Genomic DNA, 24,527 nt, shown 5'->3' with positions numbered 1-24,527 from the left:
CTCCGCGCCATAGGAAGCAGTCACGTTGATATGAGCGAAGAGCCGACCACCATCGAACTCGACGAGGCCATCTTCACCGGCCCGCCCAAGACCCTGGCCAGCGGCCTGGTCAAAGCCCTGCGGCCACGTCAGTGGGTGAAGAACGTTCTGGTGCTGGCCGCGCCGCTGGCCGCGGGCACGATTCCGGGTACCGACACCTTTGCCATCTCCGATCTCACGCGCGATCTGCACATCGGTATCGCGTTCGTGGTGTTCTGCCTGGCAGCGTCTGGCATCTACCTGGTCAACGACTCGCTCGACGTGGAAGCCGACCGAGCGCATCCGACCAAACGCTTCCGCCCGATCGCCGCCGGGGTGGTTCCGGCGCGTCTGGCCTACGCGCTGTCGGTGGTGCTGCTGACGGCCTCAATCCTGTTCTCGTTCCTGGCGACGTGGCAGCTGGCCGTGGTGATGGCTGCTTACGTCGGCATCCAGCTGGCCTACTGCTTCGGTCTCAAGCACCAGGCCGTCCTCGACATCTGCATCGTGTCATCGGGATTCCTGTTGCGCGCGGTTGCCGGCGGCGCGGCGGCGAGTATTGATCTGTCGCAATGGTTCTTGCTGATCGCGGCCTTCGGTTCGCTGTTCATGGCGGCGGGCAAGCGCTATGCCGAGTTGAAACTCGCGCTGGACACCGGCGCCAAGATTCGTAAGTCGTTGCAGTACTACACGCCCACCTATCTCCGTTTCGTCTGGACCTTGTCGGGCACCGCGGTCGTGGTCTTCTACGGGCTGTGGGCGTTCGAGCCCGATCACAAGGACAACCCGTGGTTCGCAATCTCGATGATCCCCTTCACAATCTGCATCCTGCGTTACGCGGTCGACGTCGATGGCGCCGGAGCCGGTGAACCCGAGGAAATCGTGCTGGGCGACCGCACCCTGCAGTCATTGGCCCTGGCGTGCGCCGCAACAATCGGTGTGGCCGTCTACCTCACCTGAGGAGACATAGGGGACAGCTGCCGCATCATGAGCGGACCTCTTGGCTTTGGCGCGACACACCGACCGCGACGGCATGTGTGTGCGTTCGGCCTGCCTCGAATAGCCACCGCCACTTGATCTTCCGCCGCACCGCGTGGCCGCTGCGAACCGAGCGATCAGCGGCATGTTCGGATGCTGCTGATTGCTACGCGGGATGAGTGTTGGTCGCGGACGGGGTGCTGTCTGGCCCCGAACGGCTCTGAATTCGTCTGCGGAAGTGAACTGTGCGTGCAAGTCGCGGGTGGATCTGCGGAAATCCGTCTATGAGGGCCATGGATTGCAGGGAAAGTTCATCTCGGATCGGTGCGCGGTAATCGGCAGTCGAGGACGTTCCGCCGGCCTCGGATAGACACGGGCAGTTGACCTTCCGCCAGCCCGCGCTGGCCGGTTCGGTTGGCGCGCTACGCGGCTAATACAGTGTGTTTCGGCTTGGGCCGTGTTGATCAGGCCCGCTCGCTGCGCCTGGCCGTGGTTTGTGCATCGTGAGGGGGCACATACGCACCCACCCCCACGGTGTAGTCCTGATCAGGTTGCCTGGTCAGTCGAACGAGACTTTGTAGAGCCATGGTGCGCCGTCGAACGTACCCATGGCTGCCGCCGACGCGATGGCACCCGCACCATCGGAGGTCAGCGTGAGGTTGGTCAGCCGAGCCTTCTTCGACGGAGTGGGTAACCCGTCTGGACTGTAGGTATTGATCGTGGTGACGACTCCGTCGTAGCGGTAACCCACGAGGGTGCTGCCATCGAGCGTCGCTGCGTAGAGAACGCCTGCACTCGAGATCACCGCGGCGCCCAGTGGCGCGTCCGCAGTGAACGTCTGCACTTTGCCGTTCGTGTCCACCGTCACCGCAACCCCGCTGCCATCGGTCGATGCACCCGCCGCGGACAGCGTCCCTTCACGGCTTGCTGCCACCGCGTAGAGCGATCCGTCGAACTGTTTGTCGACGGAGACCTTCCCATTCGCTTCGACCCTGACCAGACTCGATCGGCCACGGAGATCGGTCACCACACCGAAATCGCCTTTGCTGGTTTCGATTACCGAGACCACCGTCCCGGGTGCGGTCGCGAGTTGCTGATCGAAGACCACGGTCCCGTCATCAAGAAATCGGGTGAGGCGAGGCGAGGCGTCGGATACTTCGGCACCGCCCCCGAAGGTCAGGATGTCGGATTTGAAATTCACCGCCCGGTACCAACCAGCGGCCGCCCCTTGCGATTGGGAGAAGGCAACCGTTCCAACGCGATTGAGAATCGCGATCGTGGCCTGCCCTTCGAACGTACCGTTGGTCCCGCCGACTGCGACAATGGCACCTGACCGTCCGTAGGTGACATCGAAGAACTCCACGCTCGTGCCGAAGGTTCGATCGAAGGTCAGATTGCCGGTGCTGGTGAACCCGGCAACCCGAGCCCGTGCGGGTCGCGAACCGTCGGTTCCCGCAGCAACATAGCCGCCGGAATTGGTGTCTTCGACGACCCTGTTGAAATACCCTCCCGTGCCGGAGCCGAAAGCTTTGTCGAAGACGACATCGCCGGTCGAGGTGAGTTTGGTAATGGTGGAGTTGCCAGAGCTGATAGTCCCGCCGCCTACGGCGACTATCGCTCCCGAGACGTCGATGAGCACGTCATTGTATTGCGCCACTTTGCCAGTGCTACGGGTGAACACCAGCTCGCCCTGGGAATCGAGTTTGACGATGATCCCCTTCGAGCCACCACCGACCGCGACGATGCTGCCGTCCGATGTCTCGATCACACGAGAGAATTCGTTGTACGGCTCACCGAACTGCTTACAGAATACGGTTCTCATGCTGCCCCATTCCCTGTCTGTCAAATAGCCTCGGCCACAGTCGCTTTCGGTCCGGGACAATCCTGCCACCACTCCCAGAGGAGCGCATGAAGTTGAAGCACAGGCCCCGACTCGACCTGTGCCCTGACCAGGGGTGAGCTGAACGCACTCCTCATTGCCATCGGCATGTGCATGCGTTGGGAGGCGCTGTCAACCAACATGTTTGGACGACCGACCAACGCGCGGGTCGCGGCATGAGCGAGCATTGGGCCGACCTCGGGTCGCCACAGCCAGTTGACGTCTGCCGCACCGCGCCGAGCGGGGACTCACCACCACAGACGGGTCCAGAATCTCGACAACGCCCACCGAAACTCTGACCCTTCCCACAGCATTCGGATCCTGGACCACTTGACAGGATCCGGCTCAGCAGGATGCCCGAGGCCCCACAGCAACTCGCCGGACGCGCCCCAAAAGCCGATCAAATCCTTGTTCGCTTCCTTGGAAGCCCGCAACCACATCAATCGGTGCTCGGTATATCCATCGTCATCGTCATCGCCGTCGTCATCGGCTTCCAGCTCCGCCAGCCACTCGGCGGCGCTCTCTTTGCCCCACGCTCCCCAGCCTGCGTCTTCCGGTTCGGGCCATGGTCCGGCATCGAACTCCTCGTGGGCCAGTTCGATAATGTCATCGGGCGCGTATGTGAACCGGAAACCCACGTCATCCAGGTACGAACCGAGCTCTGCGCAAATCAGTTCCAGCGCTTCGACGTAGAGCTTGGAGGTTTCGTGCCGAAAAGGACCGCCCTCGACGATCTCCCGGACGAGAACGGGACCCAGTCCGGCTGGGTCGGGAAGCTTCGCCAGAACGCGGTTCAAGAGCCGTTCGTCCCGGGAGCCGATCACAGCGGCAAGTTCGTCCAGGTCGGCCAAGTACACGTGCAAGATATGCGACACGCGGTCAGCCTAGGCACAGTGCAGCAACGGGCCACCACCGCACTGAACTCCGCATGTGCGTGCGTTGGGAAGCGCTGTCGGGCAACCATTGTGGACGGCCGACCAACGCTCGGGTCGCGCAGGAGCTGGCACCGGAGTGTGTCGGCCCCAGCCTCTATGGTTCGCCCATGGCAGACCTACCAAACAAATCGGTCCTCGTCCGCACGTGGTTCGGTGACGACCGCGCGTGGGGTTCTCTGGTCCGAGAGGTCCTCATGCCCAGGATGGAGGGATCCCTCGCCTATACGTCCCTGGTCAACGACCCGGAATTTGAAGGCCTGAGTCCCGAAGCGCTGAAGGCGAAGCATCCGGGCGGGGCGATCGTGTCCTTCCTCGCCGACGAGATCACCCTCACCGATCCCGAGCATCCCATCCTGGCAGTCAGGGTCCTGCCACCCCAGGAGTACGACCGAGGCGACTACAAGCCGTTCCGGGTGGTGCCCGCCGAGCTGTCGAGCGTTGACATCAACATCAACGACGCGAACCTGGACTGGGAGGACTTCGCGAACAGGGTAGACACAAACGGCATCTACCGCGGCTACGCGGATGTAACGGAATCGGATTTCGAGTTCAGCGTGCGGTCCATCATGGCGCAACGACTGGCACATCTCATCCCGGGTGCCGCTGAATGGGTCAGCCACGCCGAATCTCTGGACGGGATCGCGGGTATGGCGATCATCTCGCCTGAGCAGGACCCTCAATCTGTCCGCGAGCAATTGGCATCGCTGAACTCCTATCCCACTGCGCTGCCTTGGGATTGGGTCGCCGCCTTCGACGCCGAGCATGCCGACGACCAGCGAATCGGCTACATCAAAGCGTTCCTCGAAGAGATCGGTGAGCACGCCCTTGCCCTAGGTACTGTCCTGGCGTCGCTTGCTTCCGGCGAAGACTACTACCTGGTCTTCGTGACGCCGTCGCAGTTCGAAGAGCTCTCGCGACTTTTCTCTCGCACACGGAATGAGCGCTGAAAGCGTGCGGCGTGGCTATCCGGAACAGAGCGCCCTGATCCGAGCCTGGGCCAGAGCCCATGTCCACAGGGCGAGAACAGAACCTGAAGCGGTGATCACGGCGGCCAAGCGCGCCGAGGCACCCGAGGAGGCCGAACCGGACCCACTCGCCTGACACCTTGGTTCGGCGCCCGGGAACCCCCGGCCCGGGGCGGGAGTTGGTGGCAGCGATCCGTATCTGGGCCTCAGCCAACCGCAAACGGCAATAGTCAGCCAGGGACGGCGCGACCCATCCTGTATTCGGCATCAGCGCGCACCGCCGGCGGTCGAGAGCAGCTCGACCCATTGATCTTCCACGCGGTTGCGATGACCGCCTGAACCCGCAGGCATTAGCGGATGGGATCCGCTGTGCGATGGACCCGGGAATCTGGGCTCACGCTGTAGTTCACGTGCCGCGCCGCTATTTGCGCACTACGTACCGCAGGTGCAGGACACCGGGATCCTCCAGGGTGCGTACCAGATCGAGTTCTGTGTGCTCGGCCGGGAGGTCATCGAACAGTCGTCGGCCGCGGCCGAGCAGGACCGGCCGGAGCTGGATATCGATCATGTCCAGTACACCCGCTTTCAAGGCCTGCTGACCGGTGTAGGCACCGTGCATCATCACGTTCCGCCCGCCTGCGGCCTGTTTGGCCTGTTCGACACAGGCGGCGATGCCATCGGTGACGTAATGCACTCGCTCGTAAGGGTTCTCGGCCGATGGTCGATGTGTCGGCACGAAGATCGGCACCCCGTCGTGGTGGTCCCCACCCCAGTACCCGGCGAAGTCTCCGGTCCGTTTCCCGGTGATCACGGCACCGGTCGCCATGGCCTCGTCGAATACGAGTCGGCTGTTGGGATACGTGGGGCGGAAGGTGCGGGGCACATCCGCATTGGATGCGCCTCCGCCACTGAGCCAGTCCATCAGCCGCATCCCGTTGGTACCGGCGGGGTTCTCGGCGTTGTCGTCCGGACCGGTGATGAACCCGTCGAGTGACATTGCCATGGTCAGGAATACTTCAGACATTCCGCTTCATCCTTCACATCCGGTCGGCGATACGGGTTAGGACGAAGCGGGAGTCCGAAACTCATCGTGGTCGCGCCCATCTGGTGAGAGGTACCTCATCGGCATGTGCGTGTACGCGCCGGTGGAGCCCGCGGCCGGTTCCGAACGCCGCATCAGGCGCAACGCCTGGTCGTGGCACTCAGGGCACTGTTCGTCGGCCTCGGCCAGGGCGCCCTCCTCGGCCTGGCCCATGGTGCTGGCGAGCAATATTTCGCCGATGCTGCCCACGCTCTCGCTTCCGGCATGGCCCCCACGGACCATGATGCGCACGCTGGTGAGCTTCGCGGTTCGAGTTGATCGACGGGCAGTGATAGCTGCCCACGGATTCTCCACATCGCCGACTACCCCGATCCATCGATCCGTCAGGAGTTCCCATGACCGTAAACACCAACTCCGAGAACAAGTCCGACTCGGCCGTGACCTTGGGTCAACCACGGAATTCCCTCGGTTCGGCGGACCGGTCCATCGCCGAGAAGCGCTGTCGGCCAGCTGGTTTGGACGCCCGACCGACGCGCGGGTCGAGGCATGACCGGATACTTTCGTTAACCATAGTCAGCCTATGAGGTGGGCACTCCCTGTGCAGAACGCTCCCGCCCGGGAATCGCTGGGGCAGAGGGCGGCCCCGAAGCTAGAGTGGCGCTGGCGATATCAACCTTCCTGGGGGGAGCGAATAATGGTCGGTACGACCGGTTTTCTCGATGTGCCCGGTGCCCGTCTGCGCTACGAGGTTCGCGGCGACGGCCCGCCGCTCGTCCTGTTGCACGGCAATACAGGTGACGGCGATGTGTTCCAGTTCCTCGCCGCTCCGCTCGCGCAGCGCTACACGGTCATCACCTACGACGCGCGCGGCAACTCGCGCAGCGCACTGACCATCGACAACCCCGGCCCGCAACCGGTGCGCGAACGCGCGGATGACGCGCTCGCGATCATCGACGCGCTCACCGATGAGCCGCCGTGCGTGTTCGGCAATAGCGGCGGTGCAATCACCGCGCTCGACCTGCTCAGCCGGTATCCGGACCGGGTGCGCCTGGTCATCGCGCACGAGCCGCCGATGTTCACCGTCCTGCCCGACGCCGCCGACCACGCGGCCTTCTTCGCCGACGTCCACGCCACGTTTCTGCGCGAGGGCACCGATGCCGCGTTCGAGAAGTTCGGCGCGGGTATCGGCATACGAGCACAGAACCGGTCGGCCGAGCCGACGCAACTGCCGCCCGCCATCGGCGAGATGCGCGCCCGCATGCACGCCAACCTGCCGTTCTTTCTTGGCAGCGAAATGCTTGACGTGGTCGGCTACCAGCCGGACGTGCCCGCGCTCGCCAAGTCGGCCGACCGATTGATCTTCGGCATCGGTGCGGACTCGCGTGCGTTCCGGCCTGCGCTGCCTGCCCTGGAGTTCGCGCCGACGATCAACGCTGAACTCGTCGAGTTTCCCGGCGACCACGCTGGCTATCTCGGCTCGGCCGAGCCGTTCGTGACCACACTGCTGAATGTTCTCGCGGCCCGCTCGATCACGCAGTAACGGATCAAAGGCTTGCGACAGAACGGCCCCACAGGTCAGAGAAGCACGCGTTCAAGTGAATTCGCGCTTCTCGGCAATAGGGTGCACTGCCGGCGGCCGGAAGTCGTCCGGCCCGTTGACCTTCCGAGGTACCGCGCTGGCCGGTTCGGTCAGCGCGGTAGGCAGCAAGATAATGCGTTTGTCCCCTGGGGGATGTCAGCGCTGGTCGACTGCCACCTCTGTCACGACGGTGCGACAAAGGTGGCGATGAACATGGCGGTGAGCTGTTCGGTGAGTCGTTTGTTCGACCAACGTCGTTGGTGAGCGAGGCGGTCGAGCAGGTCGAGCGACATGAGCGCCCACAGTAGGTCGGTCGCGGTGTCGACGGACAGGTGCGGGGCGAGCACCCCCTCCTGCGCCAGCCGTTCGACGACGCGGCGGCTGCTCTTGAGCCAGTTGCCCTGGGTGATCCGCCACAACGCTGCCGCATCCGGGTCGGTGTGTTGGGCTTGCTCCAAAGCGCGCAGCACCGCCAGGACTCGCAGGTTTATTCGCACTAGGTGGGCGACCCATTCGCGGAGACCCGACACGGCATCGGGGGCGTCCCACACGACCTGAAGTGATTCTGCGAGGTTCTCGCTCTCGCCGAAGCTGCGGTAGAGCGCCATGACGAGGTCGGTCCGCGTTGCGAAATGCAGGTAGACGGCTCGGCGGGTGACGCCTGCGCGCTCGGCGACTGCTGCCATGGTCAACGCGGGCAGGCCGTCGTTCTCGATGATGTCGCGGGTCGCCGCCAACAGGGCGCCGACCGTGCGGCGGCCTCTGGCGTTCTGCGGGTCGGTCACGTCCGTCTCCCAATGTTCGTGCGATGTGGAGTGAGCGCGTGCGGGGGTGTGCACACTATGTGTAGTTTAGTTTCTACACATAGTGTGTAGTTTATGGAGGTAGTCATGCCAGTTGTAGTTTCCCCGGCTGCCCGCTGTCGGGCTCGGGTCAAGACCCTGAAGGCGGCCTCGGCCACGGGACAAGTTGGGGTGGTGGGGAATTGAGCAGGGGAATCAGTCGCCGAGCGTTCATCGGTGCGGCAAGTGTGGGCGTCGTCGGCGCGGCAGCCTGGGGGATTGGCGACCTTGTCACGACACGCCCGGCGACAGCTGGCGGCGACAATCTGCGCGCGATCGTGCGGGGCCCGGTGTCGTTGCCTGGAGACCCCGGGTTCGCGGCGGCGTCCCGAGCATGGAGTACCGCTGTCACTCAGCGAGTGCGGGCGGTGGTGGAGCTCGCCGACGCCGCCGATGCCGCCGCGCTGGTGCGGTACGCCCGCCGCGCCGGAGTGTCGCTGTCGGTCCAGCCCAACGGTCATGGCGCCAGCGACGATCTCAACGGCGTAATCCTGGTGCGCACAAGCAAACTCGACACAGTCCAGGTAGACCCCGCCGCGCGCACCGCGCGGGTCGGCGCTGGCGTGCCATGGGGTCGAGTACTCGCCGAAGCCGGACCACACGGATTGACCGCGCTGGCGGGCAGTTCGGCGGTGATCAACGTGACCGGGTTCTGTCTCGGCGGCGGATTGAGCTGGTTCGGACGAAAATACGGGTGGGCCGCCGATAGCGTCACCGCTTTCGACATCGTCGACCCCGACGGTCACCCCGGCCGGATCACCGCCACCTCCGACCCTGACCTGTTCTGGGCCATGCGCGGTGGCGGTGGCGATTTCGCTCTCGTCACCGCGGTCGAGTTCGATCTGCACCCGGCCCCAGCGGTTTTCGGCGGGACAATGGTGTGGCCGGGGACCTTCGCGCCCGCGGTCATGGCGGCCTTCCTGGACGTGACCGCGAACGCGCCCGATGAATTGACGGTGTGGTTTCAGCAGATTCAGCCTCCGGGATCGCCCACCGTGCTCACCAGCGTTATGGTCGCTTATCTGGGCGACGAGGCCAGCGGGCGAACATTGTTGTCGCGGTTCGACTCGATTCCGGGCAGGTTCCAGGACACCCGCCGCATGGTGGCGATCGCCGACCTCGGCGAGATCGCTTCCGAGTCAACCGATCCCAGTCCGGGAATGTTCGCTTCCGAGCTGCTGACCGGAATCGACGATCACACCGCCGAAGCGCTGCTGCAGCCGATAACGCCACTGCTCGCGATGGAGATCCGGCACCTCGGCGGCGCATTCGCCCGAGCATCCGACAGCGCGGCCGGGCAGTTGACGGCACCCTACTGCCTCATTGCGATCGGGATGGTCACCACTCCGGAATCCAAAGCGGCGATCCAGGCCCGGCGGCAGCAGTACCGCGACGCCCTGCGCCCAGTCTTGGCAGACCGGGCACCGTTCACATTTCTCACGCCGGGCGACACCGCCGCACGCGCTTTCCCGCCCGCAACGCTAACCCGCTTGCGCGCAATCAAACACAGTCACGACCCCCACGCGGTCATCCGCGCCAACTACCCCGTTCTGGCCTGATTGCCCGGCGTCAGGGCAATCCGGCGGAATCAGATCAGGGCCGGACCCCGAGTTCTTCAACAGCCTTCCCTCGAACACTGGGCGGCCAACCTCTCGGGGCTCTTTCACGATTGAGTCGTCATGAAATGAAGCGGTGGATGGCCTTGTTGGCGTGGTCCTGAAACGACGGGTCGGCCAAGTCGGGGAAGAATTCCGCTTGGTTGACCAAGGGACCCGTCAGTTTGTTGGCCGCGCTGGCGTAGAACACGCCACTGGACAGGGTCGGGTCGGTGACGCCGTCGACCAGTCGCTTCGCACCGACCTCGAGCTTGTGGGAGATCCCCAAGGCGGGCATGACGTACTTGGCCGCTAAACGCAGCGGTAGCGCAAGGTCGTTCGAGGCTTCGGTACCGGCGGTACCTCCGGGGCTCACGGTGACAAATCGGCGGTCCGGGTGTCGGCGGGCCAGGTAGGCCATCCACAAGGCCCCGATGTACTTGGTCTGCCCGAACGCCAGGTTGAAGTCGGGTTTTCTGCTCGCGAAGTAGCTGCCGTCGATGACGGTGGCGAGTTCATCGGCTGAGGTTGAGACAAAGGACGGCCGTTGCATCCGCAGCCTCGGAACTCCGCGGGCTGCTTCACTTCCGGCGAGGACCGCGACTTCGCCCAGCCGCCCCTCTGCCAAGAGTCCTTCGAGCAGGGCGACGTGCCCGAGGACATTCGTCGCGAACACACGCGTGACCCCGTCAGCGGTCAACTCCATCGTCTTCGGGCCAATGACACCGGCGTTCATGACCAGCGCGTCGACGGATCCGTCGATGCCCGCGAGGCCTGCGCGGACCGAACCCAGATCGGCGACATCCATGACAACAATGTCGAAGATGGACCGGCCGGTCTCCGCCTCGAGCTCAGCCTTTGCCGCTATCGCACGGTCCTTGTTCCGGCATGCCAGGTAGATGCGCACCGTATCGGGACGCAATGCCAGTTGCCTGGCGACGTCTTTGCCGATCCCGGCGTTAGCGCCCGTGATCAAAGCAGTCTTGCCTTTTGGATCGGTCATTCGTTCCCCTGACCCTTTCTTCGGAAATGGGTTACACAACCCACTATGGCCATGGCGGACTGGGTTGTCAAACTCAAAATCTGCTAAATTGGGTTCATGAACGGCGAGACAGCTGACCGGCCGAGGCTCACTGCCAAGGGAGCACGCACCCGGGCGCGAATAGTGGAGGAGGCCGCCGGCCTGATCCATCAGCACGGGGTGGCGGGCACCACCTTGGAGGACGTCAAAGTGGCGGCGGCAGTCAGCGGTTCACAGCTGTACCACTACTTCCCGGACAAGAACGACCTCGTCCAGGCGGTCATCGACTACCAGGCCGACACCATCGTCAAACACCAACGGCAGGCGCTCACCGGCGCGAACGGAGTCGAAGCCTGGCGGAACATGGTGATCACCGCGGCGAGACAGACCCAAGCAGAGGGCGGCTGCCCACTGGGTTCGCTAGGTGGTCAACTCGCCGAGAACGACCCCGAGGCCCGAGCGCTCATCGCGGCCGGGTTCGATCAGTGGACAGCCGCGATCAGCGACGGGCTCGAGATCCTTCATGCCGACGGGAAGCTTCCACCCGGCATCGACCCGGACGACCTCGCCACCACTCTGCTCGCGACGCTCCAAGGAGCGACACTCCTGGCTCAGGTGCAACGCAGTAGCCAGCCGTTCGAAACCGCGGTCAATACCCTTCTCGCCCTTGCTATCCAGGCTTGAGCCCCTACTCAGCCAATACTTCGAGACCGACGAGTAGGCCCGGAGTACCGCCCGTGATTTGCCCGCCGAGGCAGGCCGCATTGCGAGCCTCGAGCCGACATGACTTGCGACCGAACCCCGGTCCTTCGGCATGCCCGCAGGGATGACTTCGCGAGCGAGAAGTCCCGGCCAGGTGTCGCTGTCGGCCCACACATGGCGGCACAACCTCGTATCTTGTGGCAACGGAAAGCTGCTGTCGGCCAACCATTTTGGGCGGAAGACCGACGCCCGGGTCGCGGCAGAACAGTGCGTTCGTCCCGTCAAACGCTGGCAACCGCAGTGATCGTGTGAGGGGTGATTGCGACAACCATTCTCCCTCGACTCAACGCGCGATCGACCATCCCCGGTGCGACAGCGCTGTCGATGTACTTGGCCCGGATATGCCGAGTCCAGGTCTCATCCGGATCGATAGAGACGGCCGCATCTCCGACCAGCCTGACCTGTTTGTTCGGCCGTTCGCCGTCGGCTCGCAGTTCGGCCTCGACGTCGATCACCAACCCCACCTTGGGATTCCGGATGATCCTGCCCAGATGCGGGCGGCCCGGATAGCTGGTCAGGTAGATACACCCGTCCTCCCACAAGAACCAGATCGGGGTGACGTGAGGGTAACCATCAGAGTCGATCGTCGACAGATGCGCGACGACATCCAGACCCAGCAGCTCCCCGATCTCGGGGACTTCTAGACGGCGCATGATGTAGGGACACTACCCGCCATCGTGTCATCGGCAATATGGTGCGTTCCCCGCGACCGAACTGCACTCTGCCCGTCGATTCGGCAGGCCTCCTAGCCGCTTCGGAATGCGCGTGTTGCGGCAGATGAGGTATCGGCGGCTGCGCTACCGGCTATATCCCTGGGTGTGGACGGCGAGACCGTAGGAACCAGTCGGTGGTGCTGCCAGGAGTGAAACCATCCGCTGCGACACAGCCTTGACCGGCTCGCTGTGGGTGGTTGTGTCGTGCGCCGCCTTGTCGATCCACAGCTGTGTGACCCACAGGGCATCTGGCTCGTCGAGCGGCGCATTGATGCTGTAGGAGATCAGTCCGCTTGTCTCCCCACCAGTTCGTACCGCCTCGTTGATCAGCTCGATGACAGTGTCACGCTGACCCGGTTGTGCCGAGATTCGTGCATAGACGCTGAACATGTCCGTCTCGGCCACTGGATTCCCCTCCGCCTGCTGTTGATCTTCCAATAGATCACTCTAATGCGCTGACGCGCAGTGACTTCGAGGCAATCAGCGACCGCCCAGGTCGGCTCCCGCCTTCATCGTGGCCGACGGACAGCGCGCGACGCGGCAGACTCGTGTGCTCCTGCACGGTGGGCCACCCACTCGATATCGAGCGGCGGATGCCTGCTCAGTGAATCACCCACTGCGGGAGGGGTTCTCTGGCGCGGAGCCATTCTTGCGGTATTCCCCTGACGCCAGCCCGGTTCCCGATACCGGTGTGCGCGGCCACGATCCCGCCGACGATGGCGGCGGTGGTGTCGGCGTCTCCGCCCGCTTCGATGCAGGCGATGATAGCGGCCGGGTAGTCGCGCAGGTAGGTGGCCGCAGCCCAGAGGGTGAACGGGACGGTGTCTTGGGCACTGACCCGGGCACCGTTCCCTAGTTCGTACGCAGCCTCGGCGACCGTGTGGCCCAGCAGTTCCCGGGCTCGGCGAATACCCGTGGCGGTGTGTCCGTCGATCAGGTAAGGGTCAACCGCGTCGAGCAGCTCCGCTGGTGTGCAACCTGTTTCGCGGGTGGCCGCGGCGTGGCTGGCCGCGACGGCCACGGACATGGCGCCGAGGATCGCCTCAGGATGGCGGTGGGTGATCTCGGCCGAGCGGGCGCCCTGAGCGGCAGCCCGGTCCGGGTTTCCGGCGAAGTGGGCGCCGAGCGGGGCGACGCGCATGGCCGCGCCGTTGCCCCAGGAACCGTGTCCGCCGAATGCGTCCCCGGCCGCTTCGGCCCACGGGCGGCCGTCGCGGATCTGATGCAGCACAACGACTGTGCCGGCGCCGTAGCCACGGTAGGGCTCACAGCGGTCGGCGAAGGCGGTCGCGAGTGCACTGCGGTCGATGGTGCCCCGGGTGCGGATCTCGGTGTGCACCGAGCAGGCCATTTCGGTGTCGTCGGTCCAGGGCCACGGTCCGGCGGGCGGGCGTCCGGCGAGCAGGTCGGGCACCGAGCTGCCGGGTACGAAGAATTGGGCGCCGAGTGCGTCGCCCACGGACAGGCCGTCGAGGCTGTCACGAGCAGTATCGGATGGTTGCGGCATACCGGGGCAATAATGCCAACCGTGATCGGCATCTGCAATGGCAGGGTAATTATCGCGTCGATCTGGCCAGTCGAAGTAATGCTGTCGGCCAACCAGTGTCGGCGGCCGACCAACGCGCGGGTTGCGGCATTGCCGGGTGTTGGTTGGGTGCGGTTCTCGGCCCTGGTTCGAATGAAAGCGGTTCTGTTACAGCAGGAGTCGGCTTCCGAGAGGCCGTACCCGGCCGTTCCCAACCGCGCGGCCTCGTGTGGGCGATGATGGTCCTATGGAGGGCAATGAGCGGACCGGCAGGCCGATGCAGGCGGGGGAATGTGAGACGCTGGCCGGTTTCCTGCAGTTTCAGCGGGATACGTTGGCGTGGAAATGTTCCGGGCTGAGCGATGAGCAGTTGCGGCGGCGGGCTGTGGATCCGTCGGAGCTGTCGCTGCTCGGGCTCGTGCGGCATATGACCGATGTGGAGCGGGTGTGGTTCCAGCGGGTGCTGGGCGGCGAGGATGTGCCGTTCCTGTACTGGCGGCGCGAAAATGGGGAGCAGAACATCGATTTCGCGGTCGATGACGCTGATGTCGAATCTTCGCTGCAGGCTTGGCTTGAGGAATGCGCGGCATCGCGGACGCGGCTGGAAGTTGCTGAGTCACTGGATGTTACGGGACTGCACCGGGCCACCGGTCTGGTGGTGTCGCTACGCTGGATTCTGACTCACATGATCGAAGAATACGCCCGGCACCTCGGGCATGCGGATCTGCTGCGGGAACGGATCGATGGACTGACCGGGGTATGAGCCCCAGCCGAAGTAGGCCATATCGCTCGGTCATCGGAGCCTACTTAAGGCTGGCGTCTGGGCTTGGTCCCGGCCAGGATCGAGTCCAGGTGCCCGGTGGGAGGCTCTCTAATCGGCAGAAGCCTGCGTTCGGCTGGCGTCGGATGCCCACGGACGGTTGATCTTCAAAGGTGCCGCGCTGGCCGATTCGGTTCGGTGGCCGCACCGGCGGTGCCGTAAGCGCAAGGGGGTGAACGCGATCGCGATTCGGCACGTACCGCACCTAGTCTCTGGATATGACAGACACCTCCGGCGTACGGATGACTGACACAGAAATCAGGCAGTTCTTCACGCTGCTGCAACGATGGTGCGACACCGAGCTCGACCAGTTCACCGGCCTGATCATCCCTACTCGATACGGCGATGTGTACGCAGATTTCGGCCGCGAGCGCCCTACGGAAATTCCGGTCGAGTTATACGAGCGCTTGCCCGCAGGCTGGTTGGGCGAAGCCGGCTAGAAGCTCCACACTTGAGTCGATCACGCATGACAGGGGAGCGGGCCAGCTCCATCGCACGCGGTTTCCGATTCCCTGCGCCGCAAGCCGTGGCCACCTCTCCCACTCGTCGGCAGATCATTGGCTTCGATCGGCTGAGATGATCTCGGCCGGTTGAACTTCCGGCGCACCGCGTGGCCGCTTCGAACCGAGCGATCAGCGGCACTATCGTGCATTCATAGTTCGAGGCCCAGCCACTGGCTCAGTGTCACCGGCCGATGCCATACTGTCCTCATGCTCGAACTGCTGGGTCAGTGCATACCTAGCCCCGGGGCCAGCCGCCCCGGGGCTTTGTCGTGCACATGCCCCCGTAGCTCAGCCGGTTAGAGCAGGACGCTTATAACGTCAAGGTCGCGGGTTCAAACCCCGCCGGGGGTACTAAAGATTGGGCAAGTCGGCTTGAGCACGTCGCTTACCGGAATCCCGCCGGCATCCCTTTGCCCATGTACACGGAGGACTGCCATCATTCCCCGGTACTCGGTTTCGACCCCGCCGCTGACCGCGTAGTGCTGCTGACAGATCCACACCTGGACTGAACCCGAACCGACGAATGGCCAGCACCTCAGCGCGGCGGTAGCGTGCGTTCTGCCATCTCGGATCGGCTCTGCCGGTTGGACGTTCGGCCGACCCGCACCGGCAGGTTCGGTCGGCGCGGTATGCGGCTAGTAAGAGACTGTGTTGGGTATGCCCTGCCGCCGGAAACTCACTACTCGTAAACCGCGGCAGCAGTCAGCGCGCGAGCGAAGAAGGTCCAGTCGCCGTTGCGGGGCAACTCTTTACCGCGGTTCTGATACCAGCCATCCGAGGCGTCCACCCACGCGCTCAACGCCTCTAGGAACGACTCGAGGGTGGCGTTGTTCCACCGATCGCGTTGATCCTGCAGATTGATCCGGAGGTCGTCGACACACGCTGCGAACTCGGCTCGGTTCTGGATCTCGTCATCGGGTGAGAGCGGCATCGGCGAATGGTAGCGGGCGCCGGCGCGGCCGTACTGCTGCGTCAGGTGCCAGCCACATCATGGCCGCTTCGAACAGTGCGGCCCGCGGCAGATGAGTGCGTTGCGGGAGCACCGCGGTCGCTGTGGCTCGGGGCTAGCATTCGGCTGTGCTGGGTAACGAGTGGGACGAAGCGGTCCTGATTGCTGATGGCTTCGAGCATGTGTATGTCGAATCTGAACGCTATGACTGGCCACGTGAAGGACTCGCCGACATCGGAGGGCAGCCACACTATTTCGAGGGTTGGGCCTTCGATCGCGTCGATGCAGGTTACGTATTCAACGTCTGGCCCGCGAACGAGGAAGCAGTGGCCTGGGAGCTTGAACGGTGGGCGATCTTCGCTCGCTGGGATCAGCGCTACGTGGCCGGCGAGGTAGACGGCGACAGTCATCCGGGCCACGGCGGCATCGATGCCCGTTATGACGAACTGAAAGGCCTCCTGGCTCCGCATCGTCAGGTTCCGGCGAACGCCCGAAAGCTGATGGCCGAGATGCGATTCGACAAAGGCGATCGGTATCGAGCCGAGGGCACCGACATGTGGTTCCGGTGGCACCCGGTGAACGACGCCGACATGGGGCACTGAACGCCGACATCGCCGGATCGGGATGATGCAGTGTTCGAGTCGCGACATGAGAGTGCGGCCGGGCTCATCTCAGCTCGATCGGCGGTCTCTGTTGTCCCGTAGGGTCGCCGCTGTGAGTAGCTCGGATTGTCGGTGTGTGATCTGCCATGACTACGGTGATCGCGCCGAGATGCACCCCGCCGAACAGCGGTTGGTCGACAACGTCGGCATGCGTGGCTGGGGCGTGATCGGCATCCCCGCAAGTGAATCCAATGGGCCCTGGGCGTTCACCGTGGGCTTGTGGCACAGCTATCGAGTGCCCGAGGTCGCCATGTTCGGGATTCCGCCGGACAATGCCATGGCCATGCTCAACCTCGCCGGTGACCAGGTCGTCGGCGGTGCGCGACTCGAAGCAGGCCGACGGCTCGACGACCTGCTGAACAACGACTACCAGGTGACGTTGCGCCCGATAGCCGCGTCCTGGCGCAGGCCGTTCTTCGGTACCGCGATTCGCTACTACCGCTCCGCCTCGGAATGGCCGGTGCTGCAGTGTGTCTGGCCGGATCGAGAGCACCGGTTCCCGGGTGATGCCGGATGCGCTCCCGAGTTCGAGCAGATACAGCCACGGCTGGAGTTGGCGCCGGACAAGCATCCCCAGAGCGTATGGACGGTCTATCGCGATGAGTGGATGGCGTCGAGCAAGCGGGATCAGTAGAGCAGACTATGCCGATTGCCGCAGGCACACGCACATCGGCATTTCGGTGCACACCGACGTCGAGTTGAAGCCGACAGCCCTGAGTGAGGTCAGAGGCCGAGGAATGTGCGGGCGGGGCCGGTGAGGATGCCTGCGGTGAGGGCGTTCATGGCTGCAGGGTCGAGGACTGTGGCGGGGACGGTCTGTGTGTCGCAATTCGGGTGGGCTGCAGGGTCTTCGGCTTGCTGTTGGAGCCAGGCGAGGGCGCCTGGGGCGCCGAGGAACCATTCGCCGGTGTGACCGGAGCCGGGCATGGCGATTTGTTCTCGGCGGTAGGTGACGGGGGTGCCGGCGGCGCAGTAGGTGGAGACGAGGGTGTCGATATTGGAGATGAGGCTGCTCAGGGGTTCGGTGAGGTACTGGTTCACGTCGAAACCGATGTTGGACAAGATGTTCTGCGGAGTGCAGTCGTTCGTGGCCTGGGCGATCTTCTGCTTGCCGTCGGGGGTGAGGTAGCGGTTGATGGCCGCGGTGAACTCCGGGGAATCCTGCATGATGCCCATCAGCGCGCCGGGCAGGAGTGAGCCGCCGACGGGTGTGCCGTTATGCCTCCTGCGCTTCGCCCGCCCGTTGTAGCCGATTCGGTCAGCGCAGGATGAGGGTGTTCGTGCCTCCGTATTCAGCATGCCAATGCGGCCGTGGATTCGCTCAGATTGCTGCCTGTACCGCTGCGAGAAGGTCGTTGGCGGGTTGGGTGAGTGGGCCGAGTGCGCCGGGGGTGAGTGGGGACATTGCGGCGATCGCGGTTCGCAGGGAGGTGACTGCGGGCTTGGTGCCGGCCGCGACGGCGTCGACCGCCGTTGTGATGGCGGCGGGTGCCGGCGGATTGGACTGGGAGGCTTGGGTGTTCGCGTCGGGGATGGGTGCGGCGGCCGGGGCTGGGTCGGTCCCGGAGCCCAATGCGCTACCGGCGAGTCCGCCGATGACTGCGCCGCCGACGAGACCGGCAATGTCTACAGGAATGGCGACTGCCAGACCGCCGAGCAGGCAGCCGGATACGCCGCCGACCGCCGCGCCGACGGGGGCGCCCGCACCCACGGTCGGGAGGGCGCCGATGGCGGCACCGGCGACGGCGCCCACCGCTGCGCCGACTCCGCAACCCACGATCTCGAGTGGGAAGACGGCAACCTTGCCGATGAGGGCGCCGAGGACTCCTCCCGCCGTGGTGGAGGTGCTGCGGCGGTCGGATTCGCTTTGGGGGAAGCCAATGTTGTTGTAGGCGGTGGTGATCTGTTGCTGCACACCGTCTAGATAGCTCTGGGCCTGGTCGCGGAGCTGGGGGTCGAGGCCCTGCGGTAGTTGGACGGCCACGGGTGCGGGAGGCGGGGAGTTGGGATCCGCTGCTGCGGTGGGTATTTCGAGCAGACTCGTCGCAGGCCGGGGGAGGTCCGCGGATTGTGCTGCGGCCGTGCCGGATCCGAACGCGAGAAGTGCGGGCACTGCGGTCAAGGCTGCGTACGTGCGCAGGTCGGACATCGGCGCATCCCTCGATCTGGCGAACCACCGTCGAGCCTCTAGGGTGCGGACCCGAACCTGCGATGGCCACGCTGCCAGTCGATCTTACCCCGGACGCGTTACCGAAGAGTGCGCCTTCTCGGTTGCGGGAGCGAGCGCGCCCAAGGTCCTGACAGCGAACCTCGCGATCGGCAGATCCCCTCAATCCTCTTGCCGCTGAGGCAAGATGCCTGGCATGAAGGTAATCCTTTTCGGCGCGACCGGCATGATCGGGCAGGGGGTACTCAATGAGTGCCTCCGGGACGAGCGGGTGGAGCAGGTGCTCGCCGTCGGGCGCAGCTCGCTGGGGATCGAGAATCCCAAGCTGCGCGAGCTGGTCCAGCCCGATCCGACCGATCTCTCCGCGATCGCCGGCGAGCTGCCGGAGTTCGACGCGTGCTTCTTCTGCCTCGGCGTCTCGTCCGTCGGCATGAAAGAGGCGGACTATCGCCGGATCACCTACGACCTGACCCTGAAGGTCGGTCGCACACTGGCGGCCGTGAACCCGAAGCTGGTGTTCATCTACGTCTCCGGGCAGGGCACCGACAGTACCGAGCAGGGTCGCTCCATGTGGGGCCGGGTCAAGGGAAAGACCGAGAACGATCTGCTCGCACTTCCCTTCCAGGCGTACATGTTCCGGCCCGGATTCGTACAGCCGATGGACGGCGTCATCTCCAAGACCCCGCTCTATCGCGTCGCGTACGCGATCACCGGACCGCTGATCCCACTGTTCAAGCGACTGGCGCCGAACGCGGTCAACGACAATCGGGAGATCGGCCGAGCCATGATCGCCGTCGCGGCCTCCGGGGCGGACACGCATGTGCTAAAGCCCCGGGAGATCAACGCACGAGCTAAGTCCTAGCGGGAAGAGACCGGCCTTGGGGCAGAGAGTCGATCAGCCCGGCTGACTGCCCGGCAGGAAATAGACCACCTCCCACAGATGCCCGTCGGGGTCGCCGAAGTACCCGGCATAAATCCCCCACGGTCGCTCGAGCGGCGCCCGCACCACGGTGCCTCCCGCCTCGAGAGCGCGCTGAAGGGTGCTGTCCACCTCCTCGCGACTGTCCACGAAGTACCCCAGGCTCATCGGTGAACCAGCGACCCGTTCGACAGCGACCCCGGCGTCCTGCGCCAAATCATCACGCGAATACAGCGACAGAATCAGCCCACTGTCGAGCGTGAACATGGCGACCGCACCCCCGGGATTGTCCTCGTCGCGCACATACTCGGTGCCGATGATCCCCTCCGAGCTCAACCCGAGCCCCTCCCGATAGAACCGCAACGAGCGATCCACATCCCGCACGCCCAGCGTCACAGCCACGATATTCACCTTCATACCGACCTCCTCCACATCCTCAACCGCCGCCGATAGACCCTGCTCATCGAACCGGATACGCCCGGTCCAGCGTCGCTTCCGCGCCGACATAAGTCTTGAACGAATCGGACACGTCACGTTCGCCAGCCGTAGCGAACCTGCGCCGGGCGCGCACGATCGCTGCTGCGCGGTGCCGCCGACGAGGGATTCGCCGCGCGGCCGACAAGGGATTCGCCGCGCCACCGACGAGGGATTCGCCGCGCCGCCGATCGGGAGTTCGCCGCGCTACTGATCGAGGATCCGCCGCGCCACCGACCGAGGATCCGCCAGCACCGCCGACCGCGCGTGAAGGCGATGCCTTCCCGCCCTTGCACCCCCGGTCAGACCCGCGCCAGCGCCGTGTCAGTTCGGCGTCAGGTCGGTGTAAGCCGCTCTGGCGACAGTATCCATGTGAACACCACAGCAATCGCAGCCCCCGGAATGGGGAACGCCTTCGGAGACAAGTCGATCCTCTCCGGCATCGACCTGACGGTCGGTCCCGGCCCGGTGCTGCGCGCGCAGTGGCTCGCCCGCCTGGCCCGCGTCTCGCAGTATCTGCGCGGCGATCACGCCTTCGCGCAGCTGATCCGCTTCGCCCTGGTCGGCGGTTCCAGCAATATCGCCTATGTCCTGCTGTTCATGGCCATGAACGGAATCGGCCCGATGGTCGCCAATATCGCGGGCTCGATCGTCAGCACGATGATCGCGAACGAGCTGCACCGCCGGCTGACCTTCCACGCGGCCGGACGCGTCGGCTGGTTCAGCGCACAGTGGGAGGGCGGCGCGCTGGCCATGATCGGCCTGCTGATCAGTACGGCAGCGCTGGCCGGTCTGGAGTTCTGGGCCCCGGGCCTGGGCGAGATCGCACAGGCGACCGCCATGATCGCCGTCATGGCGGTGGTCGGCGGCCTGCGCTTCCTGGCGCTGCGCGGCTTCGTCTTCTGACATGGCGCTGTCTTCTGACATGGCGCGCCAGTATTGCGCGAAAGCTGTTCCAGCCGATGACAGTTGGACAGCTTTCGCGGCAAGGGTCAGAGACTCAGCCGATGGCTGCGTTCATGATGGTGCCGGCACTGGTGGCGATAATGCCGCCGATCATGGCGCCCGCAACCATCTTCGGCGAGGCGAGCCCGCTGCCGGACCACTTCTCCCAGGCGAAGCGACCGCCCGCGTAGGTGATGCCCATAACGCCGGAGAGCAGCACGAACCAGGTGAAATACCGCACGAGCTTCATGAGCTTGTCGGCCACCGGCGGTGTCTCGGGCGTCGGATTGCTGATCTGAGCCAGCACGGGACTGCTCAGATGAACGAGCACAGTGTCGTGGAAGGCGCTGAGCATGGGAGTCACCCGCATAACGTTACCCCGAAAACCGGGCGACATGCGCGGGAATGTTCCTGAGATCTGCTGCGCGGGAGGGACTTTCGTCTGGTATACGAGGAATCTTCGCACTATCGGCGAGTGAGATCATCGAAGTGGAGCATACAGAACATGCGTCCCGGGAGATACGAACCTTGGTTCGTGTTGAGCGGATGACGAGATTCGAACTCGCGACCCTCACCTTGGCAAGGTGATGCGCTACCACTGCGCTACATCCGCTTGCGCGTCCTTCGGAGCCTTGCGGCGCTGTCCGGCGTGCGAGAAAAGACATTAGCCGACGCGCTGCCCATCCACCAAACCGCCCCCTTTCCCGTGCTCCGAACCGCGGTTCTAACGCGGTGTGGCGTTCTCCGGCAGGGGCACGATCGACGAGACGAGCGTGCGATCCCCGGTGGTGGATGTCAGCACCAATTGCGGTGGCCAGACCTTGCGCGAGCTGTCCGGATGCGTCTCGCTGACCACCATGATCTGCTGCCCCGCGAACGGCCCGGGCATGATCTGCACGCAGTAGGTGGTCCCGGCCGGAATCGAGTCGATGCCCGCCTGGATATCGGCCACCGAGGGCGCGGTGGCATCGGGCGCGAACATCTCGTGCACCCGTTGACCGTTGCGTTCCACGTAGTAGCGATTCTGCAGCGCCAGGATGACATCGGGTGCGGTGCGAGTACTGCCGGGACCATTGCCGCGCACGGTGGTGCCGTTCATCTCGTTCGGGCACAGCGCCGGATTATCGGCTGCCGCAGGCGCGGCCGACGACGAGGTGGGCGCCACCGGGGGAGCGGCGACAGTCGGCATCGGCCGCTTGTCGTCGGCCGGACTCACCTTGGCGATCTGCACGGCCACGGCGGCGGTCACCACGAGGACCGCCAGCACCCCCAATAGTGGTGCAGCCCAGGCGGGATACGCCCGGGGCCGCGGTTTGGACGGCAGCATCGCGCGCCGATGCCGTGCCCCCAGATGCGGCCGCAGGGCGGGTTCGTAACCCTCCGGCTCGTCATCGTCGTAGTAGTCGTCGTAGCCCGAATCCTCTTCGTACCGGGCAGGTTCCGGCGCGGGCGCGCTGGCGATCCAGTCCGCCCAGTTGCCGGTGTGCTCGTCTTCGTCTTCGGCCGGCCCCAGTGGTCCGTCGGTGCGTCCGGTCGAGGTGTCGTAGGTGGTCATGGCGTCCCCTGCGGTGAGAGGTTCGGAATGAGTGGCGCGGCGCTGGTGGGAACCGAGGTGATCAGCGGTGCGTCACCACTGGTGGTCGGCGCGCCGGAATCGCCTCCGCCGAGCGGGAATTGGCCCCCGTTCGGCGCCGTGGTGGCGACCGTGCTGGAGGGCGCGAAATCGAATCCGGAACTGGGCTTGTCACTGCCGCCGCGCGGCGTGGCCCCCGGCGCCGCCACCCCGGACAGATCGTGCGCCAGCGCCGCGAACCACGTTCCGACGAATTGTGTTGGACTGTCGCCGAATCCGCCGCCCTGCGCATGTGTGTAGTCATGCTTGGCCGCGGTGTTCCAGTACCGCACCCAGGTGGTGACGTCCAGCAGATCCTTGTTGTCGGTGACGTTCTGCACCAGCGCGGTGAACGCCGACGTGGTCAGATTGCTGATGGTGGTCGGCGGCACCAGATCGGCCACCGCGCCAACCAATTTGGTGCCGAGCACCGCGAGTCCGGCAATGGGATTCGCCAGCCCCGCGGCCGCGATCTCGGCGATATTGGTCGCGGTGAGCACGCTCTTCGCCACGGCCACCACGGAATTGAAGGCAATGGTGCCGACCTTGACCAGCGCCTGCATGGCTCCCGGCAGATCGACCGCATTGTTCGGATCCGATGCCTCGGCGATCCGCTGCGACAGCGACTTCTGCGGCTGGATCGACAGATCGGTGAGCGAGGTCCCGGAGATATCGTTGTTCACCACATTGGTGACGGTCTTGATGGAGGTGTAGGCCAGCGCCTCCGCAATGGATTTCAGTGAGGCGATCGGGTCACCGCCCGAAATCTCCACCTGCCCTGCGATATTGGCGACTGCCCGCAGCAGCGGCGCATTGGCCGGTGCGTCGCAGGCGAGATCCCCGTCGGCGCAGAAGCTCGCGACCCGCCCGCTGAGGCTGCCGAAATTGGCGGTGCCCGCACCCGTGCCGCCATCGGTGGTGAGCGTGCTGGAGATCGTACTAATGGAGCTGTTGCTGATCGCGGTCCCCATCCCCGATCCGGCGGGAGGCTGGTCGGACTGCGGCGGCGGCGGAAGTTTCGCCACCGCTTCACCATTGGTGCCCGGCGCGGCATCGGGCTGCTTCTGCCCGGGTTTGCCGGGGAACATCGACGCCCCGGCGGCACGCGTCGGATCACCGAACAGCGCGACCGCGGCGATCCGATCGGCCGTCACCACGCCCGTGCCCCCGGCGACCTCCTGCGCGAACAGTGAGGCCACATGTGCGCCTTGCGAATACCCGGCGATAGCCAGCCGGGTATTGGGGCAGCGATCGGCGACCTGTTTCGCCATGGACCGCAGGGTGCTCAGACCGTCGCCGATGGATTTCGAGTACGTCGTCTTATCGGTGGAGACGGCCCCGCCGAAGGACGCCTCATAGGGCACATAGGCCCGGTCCACCAGCCCGGCATCGCTGGCCTCGGACATCATGGGCCGGAACACCGTCGACAGCATTCCGGTGTCGGTGGTGACGGCCGCATCGGGCGAGGATTCACCCGTGCCCTGGATGCCGAGCGCGTACAGCGCCGGGCAGGTGTCGATGGCCAGGCTCGTATCGGGTGGGCCCGCGTCGGCCACACCGAGGGTCGCTGCCGTGAACAGGCAGACGCTCGTAGTGATGAGCAGCAGTTTCCGGACCACGCC

The 24,527-nt window shown here is 64.9% G+C and carries 27 protein-coding genes and 2 tRNA genes; 12 read left to right on the top strand and 17 right to left on the bottom strand.

The window, feature by feature from the left end; translation table 11 throughout:
* Positions 1-30 precede the first annotated feature (30 nt).
* Positions 31-978: a decaprenyl-phosphate phosphoribosyltransferase gene (locus tag ABZX86_RS06990; protein ID WP_355121302.1), complete on the top strand. Its 948-nt coding sequence runs from the start codon at positions 31-33 to the stop codon at positions 976-978.
* A gap of 577 nt (positions 979-1,555) precedes the next feature.
* On the opposite strand, the gene ABZX86_RS06985 is transcribed toward ABZX86_RS06990, so the two are convergent.
* Positions 1,556-2,818 carry a hypothetical protein gene (locus ABZX86_RS06985; protein ID WP_355120845.1) on the bottom strand — a complete coding sequence of 421 codons (1,263 nt, stop codon included), beginning with the start codon at positions 2,816-2,818 and terminating at the stop codon, positions 1,556-1,558.
* A 305-nt stretch (positions 2,819-3,123) separates the two neighbouring features.
* Entirely contained in the window at positions 3,124-3,750 is a 627-nt protein-coding gene (locus tag ABZX86_RS06980) for a hypothetical protein (RefSeq protein ID WP_355120843.1), read from the bottom strand.
* Positions 3,751-3,917: 167 nt separating this feature from the next.
* Here ABZX86_RS06980 and ABZX86_RS06975 point away from each other — a divergent pair, with 167 nt between their 5' ends.
* On the top strand, positions 3,918-4,757 hold the full coding sequence (locus ABZX86_RS06975) for a hypothetical protein (RefSeq protein WP_355120841.1): 840 nt from the start codon (positions 3,918-3,920) through the stop codon (positions 4,755-4,757).
* Between the two features lie 439 nt (positions 4,758-5,196).
* Here ABZX86_RS06975 and ABZX86_RS06970 read toward each other — a convergent pair whose 3' ends face one another.
* Together ABZX86_RS06970 and ABZX86_RS06965 are read right to left on the bottom strand one after the other, a co-directional pair.
* Positions 5,197-5,799, bottom strand: a complete 603-nt coding sequence (locus ABZX86_RS06970) for a dihydrofolate reductase family protein (protein ID WP_355120839.1) — start codon at positions 5,797-5,799, stop codon at positions 5,197-5,199.
* A 36-nt stretch (positions 5,800-5,835) separates the two neighbouring features.
* Complete coding sequence (locus ABZX86_RS06965; protein WP_355120837.1) at positions 5,836-6,099, bottom strand: hypothetical protein; 264 nt, start codon at positions 6,097-6,099, stop codon at positions 5,836-5,838.
* Positions 6,100-6,511: 412 nt separating this feature from the next.
* On the opposite strand from ABZX86_RS06965, the gene ABZX86_RS06960 reads away from it, so the two are divergent.
* Positions 6,512-7,357: an alpha/beta hydrolase gene (locus ABZX86_RS06960; protein ID WP_355120835.1), complete on the top strand. Its 846-nt coding sequence runs from the start codon at positions 6,512-6,514 to the stop codon at positions 7,355-7,357.
* Between the two features lie 221 nt (positions 7,358-7,578).
* Here the strand turns inward: ABZX86_RS06960 and ABZX86_RS06955 are convergent, their stop codons facing one another.
* Positions 7,579-8,181: a TetR/AcrR family transcriptional regulator gene (locus ABZX86_RS06955; RefSeq protein ID WP_355120833.1), complete on the bottom strand. Its 603-nt coding sequence runs from the start codon at positions 8,179-8,181 to the stop codon at positions 7,579-7,581.
* Positions 8,182-8,597: 416 nt separating this feature from the next.
* Between ABZX86_RS06955 and ABZX86_RS06950 the strand changes: the two genes are divergently transcribed.
* A complete protein-coding gene (locus ABZX86_RS06950) occupies positions 8,598-9,797 on the top strand; it encodes an FAD-binding oxidoreductase (protein ID WP_355120831.1) in 1,200 nt (399 codons plus the stop codon).
* A 118-nt stretch (positions 9,798-9,915) separates the two neighbouring features.
* Here ABZX86_RS06950 and ABZX86_RS06945 read toward each other — a convergent pair whose 3' ends face one another.
* On the bottom strand, positions 9,916-10,836 hold the full coding sequence (locus tag ABZX86_RS06945) for an SDR family NAD(P)-dependent oxidoreductase (RefSeq protein WP_355120829.1): 921 nt from the start codon (positions 10,834-10,836) through the stop codon (positions 9,916-9,918).
* Between the two features lie 96 nt (positions 10,837-10,932).
* On the opposite strand from ABZX86_RS06945, the gene ABZX86_RS06940 reads away from it, so the two are divergent.
* Positions 10,933-11,538, top strand: coding sequence for a TetR/AcrR family transcriptional regulator (locus tag ABZX86_RS06940; RefSeq protein ID WP_355120827.1), 606 nt, complete (start codon positions 10,933-10,935; stop codon positions 11,536-11,538).
* 299 nt (positions 11,539-11,837) lie between these two features.
* Here the strand turns inward: ABZX86_RS06940 and ABZX86_RS06935 are convergent, their stop codons facing one another.
* From ABZX86_RS06935 to ABZX86_RS06925, 3 genes are all read right to left on the bottom strand, one after another.
* Entirely contained in the window at positions 11,838-12,269 is a 432-nt protein-coding gene (locus ABZX86_RS06935; protein WP_355120825.1) for a pyridoxamine 5'-phosphate oxidase family protein, read from the bottom strand.
* Between the two features lie 144 nt (positions 12,270-12,413).
* Complete coding sequence (locus tag ABZX86_RS06930) at positions 12,414-12,767, bottom strand: antibiotic biosynthesis monooxygenase (protein WP_355120823.1); 354 nt, start codon at positions 12,765-12,767, stop codon at positions 12,414-12,416.
* Positions 12,768-12,930: 163 nt separating this feature from the next.
* Positions 12,931-13,836, bottom strand: a complete 906-nt coding sequence (locus ABZX86_RS06925) for an ADP-ribosylglycohydrolase family protein (protein WP_355120821.1) — start codon at positions 13,834-13,836, stop codon at positions 12,931-12,933.
* A gap of 265 nt (positions 13,837-14,101) precedes the next feature.
* On the opposite strand from ABZX86_RS06925, the gene ABZX86_RS06920 reads away from it, so the two are divergent.
* The 3 genes from ABZX86_RS06920 to ABZX86_RS06910 all read left to right on the top strand — a co-directional run bounded on the left by ABZX86_RS06920 (position 14,102) and on the right by ABZX86_RS06910 (position 15,528).
* Positions 14,102-14,617 (top strand): DinB family protein, encoded by a 516-nt coding sequence (locus tag ABZX86_RS06920; RefSeq protein WP_355120819.1) that lies wholly within the window; start codon positions 14,102-14,104, stop codon positions 14,615-14,617.
* 275 nt (positions 14,618-14,892) lie between these two features.
* The gene (locus ABZX86_RS06915; RefSeq protein WP_355120817.1) at positions 14,893-15,114 is read left to right on the top strand and encodes a hypothetical protein; all 222 of its coding nucleotides are present in this window, start codon (positions 14,893-14,895) and stop codon (positions 15,112-15,114) included.
* A gap of 340 nt (positions 15,115-15,454) precedes the next feature.
* Positions 15,455-15,528: transfer RNA gene (locus ABZX86_RS06910), tRNA-Ile, on the top strand.
* Between the two features lie 328 nt (positions 15,529-15,856).
* Here the strand turns inward: ABZX86_RS06910 and ABZX86_RS06905 are convergent.
* Positions 15,857-16,108 (bottom strand): hypothetical protein, encoded by a 252-nt coding sequence (locus tag ABZX86_RS06905; protein WP_355120815.1) that lies wholly within the window; start codon positions 16,106-16,108, stop codon positions 15,857-15,859.
* Between the two features lie 146 nt (positions 16,109-16,254).
* Here ABZX86_RS06905 and ABZX86_RS06900 point away from each other — a divergent pair, with 146 nt between their 5' ends.
* Together ABZX86_RS06900 and ABZX86_RS06895 are read left to right on the top strand one after the other, a co-directional pair.
* Positions 16,255-16,728 (top strand): hypothetical protein, encoded by a 474-nt coding sequence (locus ABZX86_RS06900; RefSeq protein ID WP_355120813.1) that lies wholly within the window; start codon positions 16,255-16,257, stop codon positions 16,726-16,728.
* Positions 16,729-16,864: 136 nt separating this feature from the next.
* A complete protein-coding gene (locus tag ABZX86_RS06895; RefSeq protein ID WP_355120811.1) occupies positions 16,865-17,422 on the top strand; it encodes a DUF4262 domain-containing protein in 558 nt (185 codons plus the stop codon).
* Positions 17,423-17,511: 89 nt separating this feature from the next.
* Here the strand turns inward: ABZX86_RS06895 and ABZX86_RS06890 are convergent, their stop codons facing one another.
* Positions 17,512-17,964 carry a hypothetical protein gene (locus ABZX86_RS06890; protein WP_355120809.1) on the bottom strand — a complete coding sequence of 151 codons (453 nt, stop codon included), beginning with the start codon at positions 17,962-17,964 and terminating at the stop codon, positions 17,512-17,514.
* A gap of 145 nt (positions 17,965-18,109) precedes the next feature.
* Positions 18,110-18,937, bottom strand: coding sequence for a hypothetical protein (locus tag ABZX86_RS06885; protein WP_355120807.1), 828 nt, complete (start codon positions 18,935-18,937; stop codon positions 18,110-18,112).
* Between the two features lie 214 nt (positions 18,938-19,151).
* On the opposite strand from ABZX86_RS06885, the gene ABZX86_RS06880 reads away from it, so the two are divergent.
* Positions 19,152-19,817: an epimerase gene (locus ABZX86_RS06880; protein ID WP_355120805.1), complete on the top strand. Its 666-nt coding sequence runs from the start codon at positions 19,152-19,154 to the stop codon at positions 19,815-19,817.
* Positions 19,818-19,850: 33 nt separating this feature from the next.
* On the opposite strand, the gene ABZX86_RS06875 is transcribed toward ABZX86_RS06880, so the two are convergent.
* Positions 19,851-20,291, bottom strand: coding sequence for a VOC family protein (locus ABZX86_RS06875; protein WP_355120804.1), 441 nt, complete (start codon positions 20,289-20,291; stop codon positions 19,851-19,853).
* 429 nt (positions 20,292-20,720) lie between these two features.
* Between ABZX86_RS06875 and ABZX86_RS06870 the strand changes: the two genes are divergently transcribed.
* Entirely contained in the window at positions 20,721-21,254 is a 534-nt protein-coding gene (locus tag ABZX86_RS06870) for a GtrA family protein (RefSeq protein ID WP_355120802.1), read from the top strand.
* Between the two features lie 94 nt (positions 21,255-21,348).
* Here the strand turns inward: ABZX86_RS06870 and ABZX86_RS06865 are convergent, their stop codons facing one another.
* The 4 genes from ABZX86_RS06865 to ABZX86_RS06850 all read right to left on the bottom strand — a co-directional run bounded on the left by ABZX86_RS06865 (position 21,349) and on the right by ABZX86_RS06850 (position 24,524).
* Entirely contained in the window at positions 21,349-21,648 is a 300-nt protein-coding gene (locus ABZX86_RS06865) for a hypothetical protein (protein ID WP_327146498.1), read from the bottom strand.
* A 186-nt stretch (positions 21,649-21,834) separates the two neighbouring features.
* A tRNA-Gly gene (locus ABZX86_RS06860) sits at positions 21,835-21,906 on the bottom strand.
* A 111-nt stretch (positions 21,907-22,017) separates the two neighbouring features.
* Positions 22,018-22,848 (bottom strand): hypothetical protein, encoded by an 831-nt coding sequence (locus ABZX86_RS06855; protein ID WP_355120800.1) that lies wholly within the window; start codon positions 22,846-22,848, stop codon positions 22,018-22,020.
* On the bottom strand, positions 22,845-24,524 hold the full coding sequence (locus ABZX86_RS06850; RefSeq protein ID WP_355120798.1) for a cutinase family protein: 1,680 nt from the start codon (positions 24,522-24,524) through the stop codon (positions 22,845-22,847). The genes ABZX86_RS06855 and ABZX86_RS06850 overlap by 4 nt, the downstream gene beginning before the upstream one ends.
* Positions 24,525-24,527: the final 3 nt, after the last annotated feature.

The sequence above is a fragment of the Nocardia sp. NPDC006630 genome (assembly GCF_040611495.1).
Lineage (GTDB): Bacteria > Actinomycetota > Actinomycetes > Mycobacteriales > Mycobacteriaceae > Nocardia.
The sequence above is the reverse complement of the archived record's forward strand: the minus strand, read 5'-3'. Positions and strand labels throughout refer to the sequence as shown.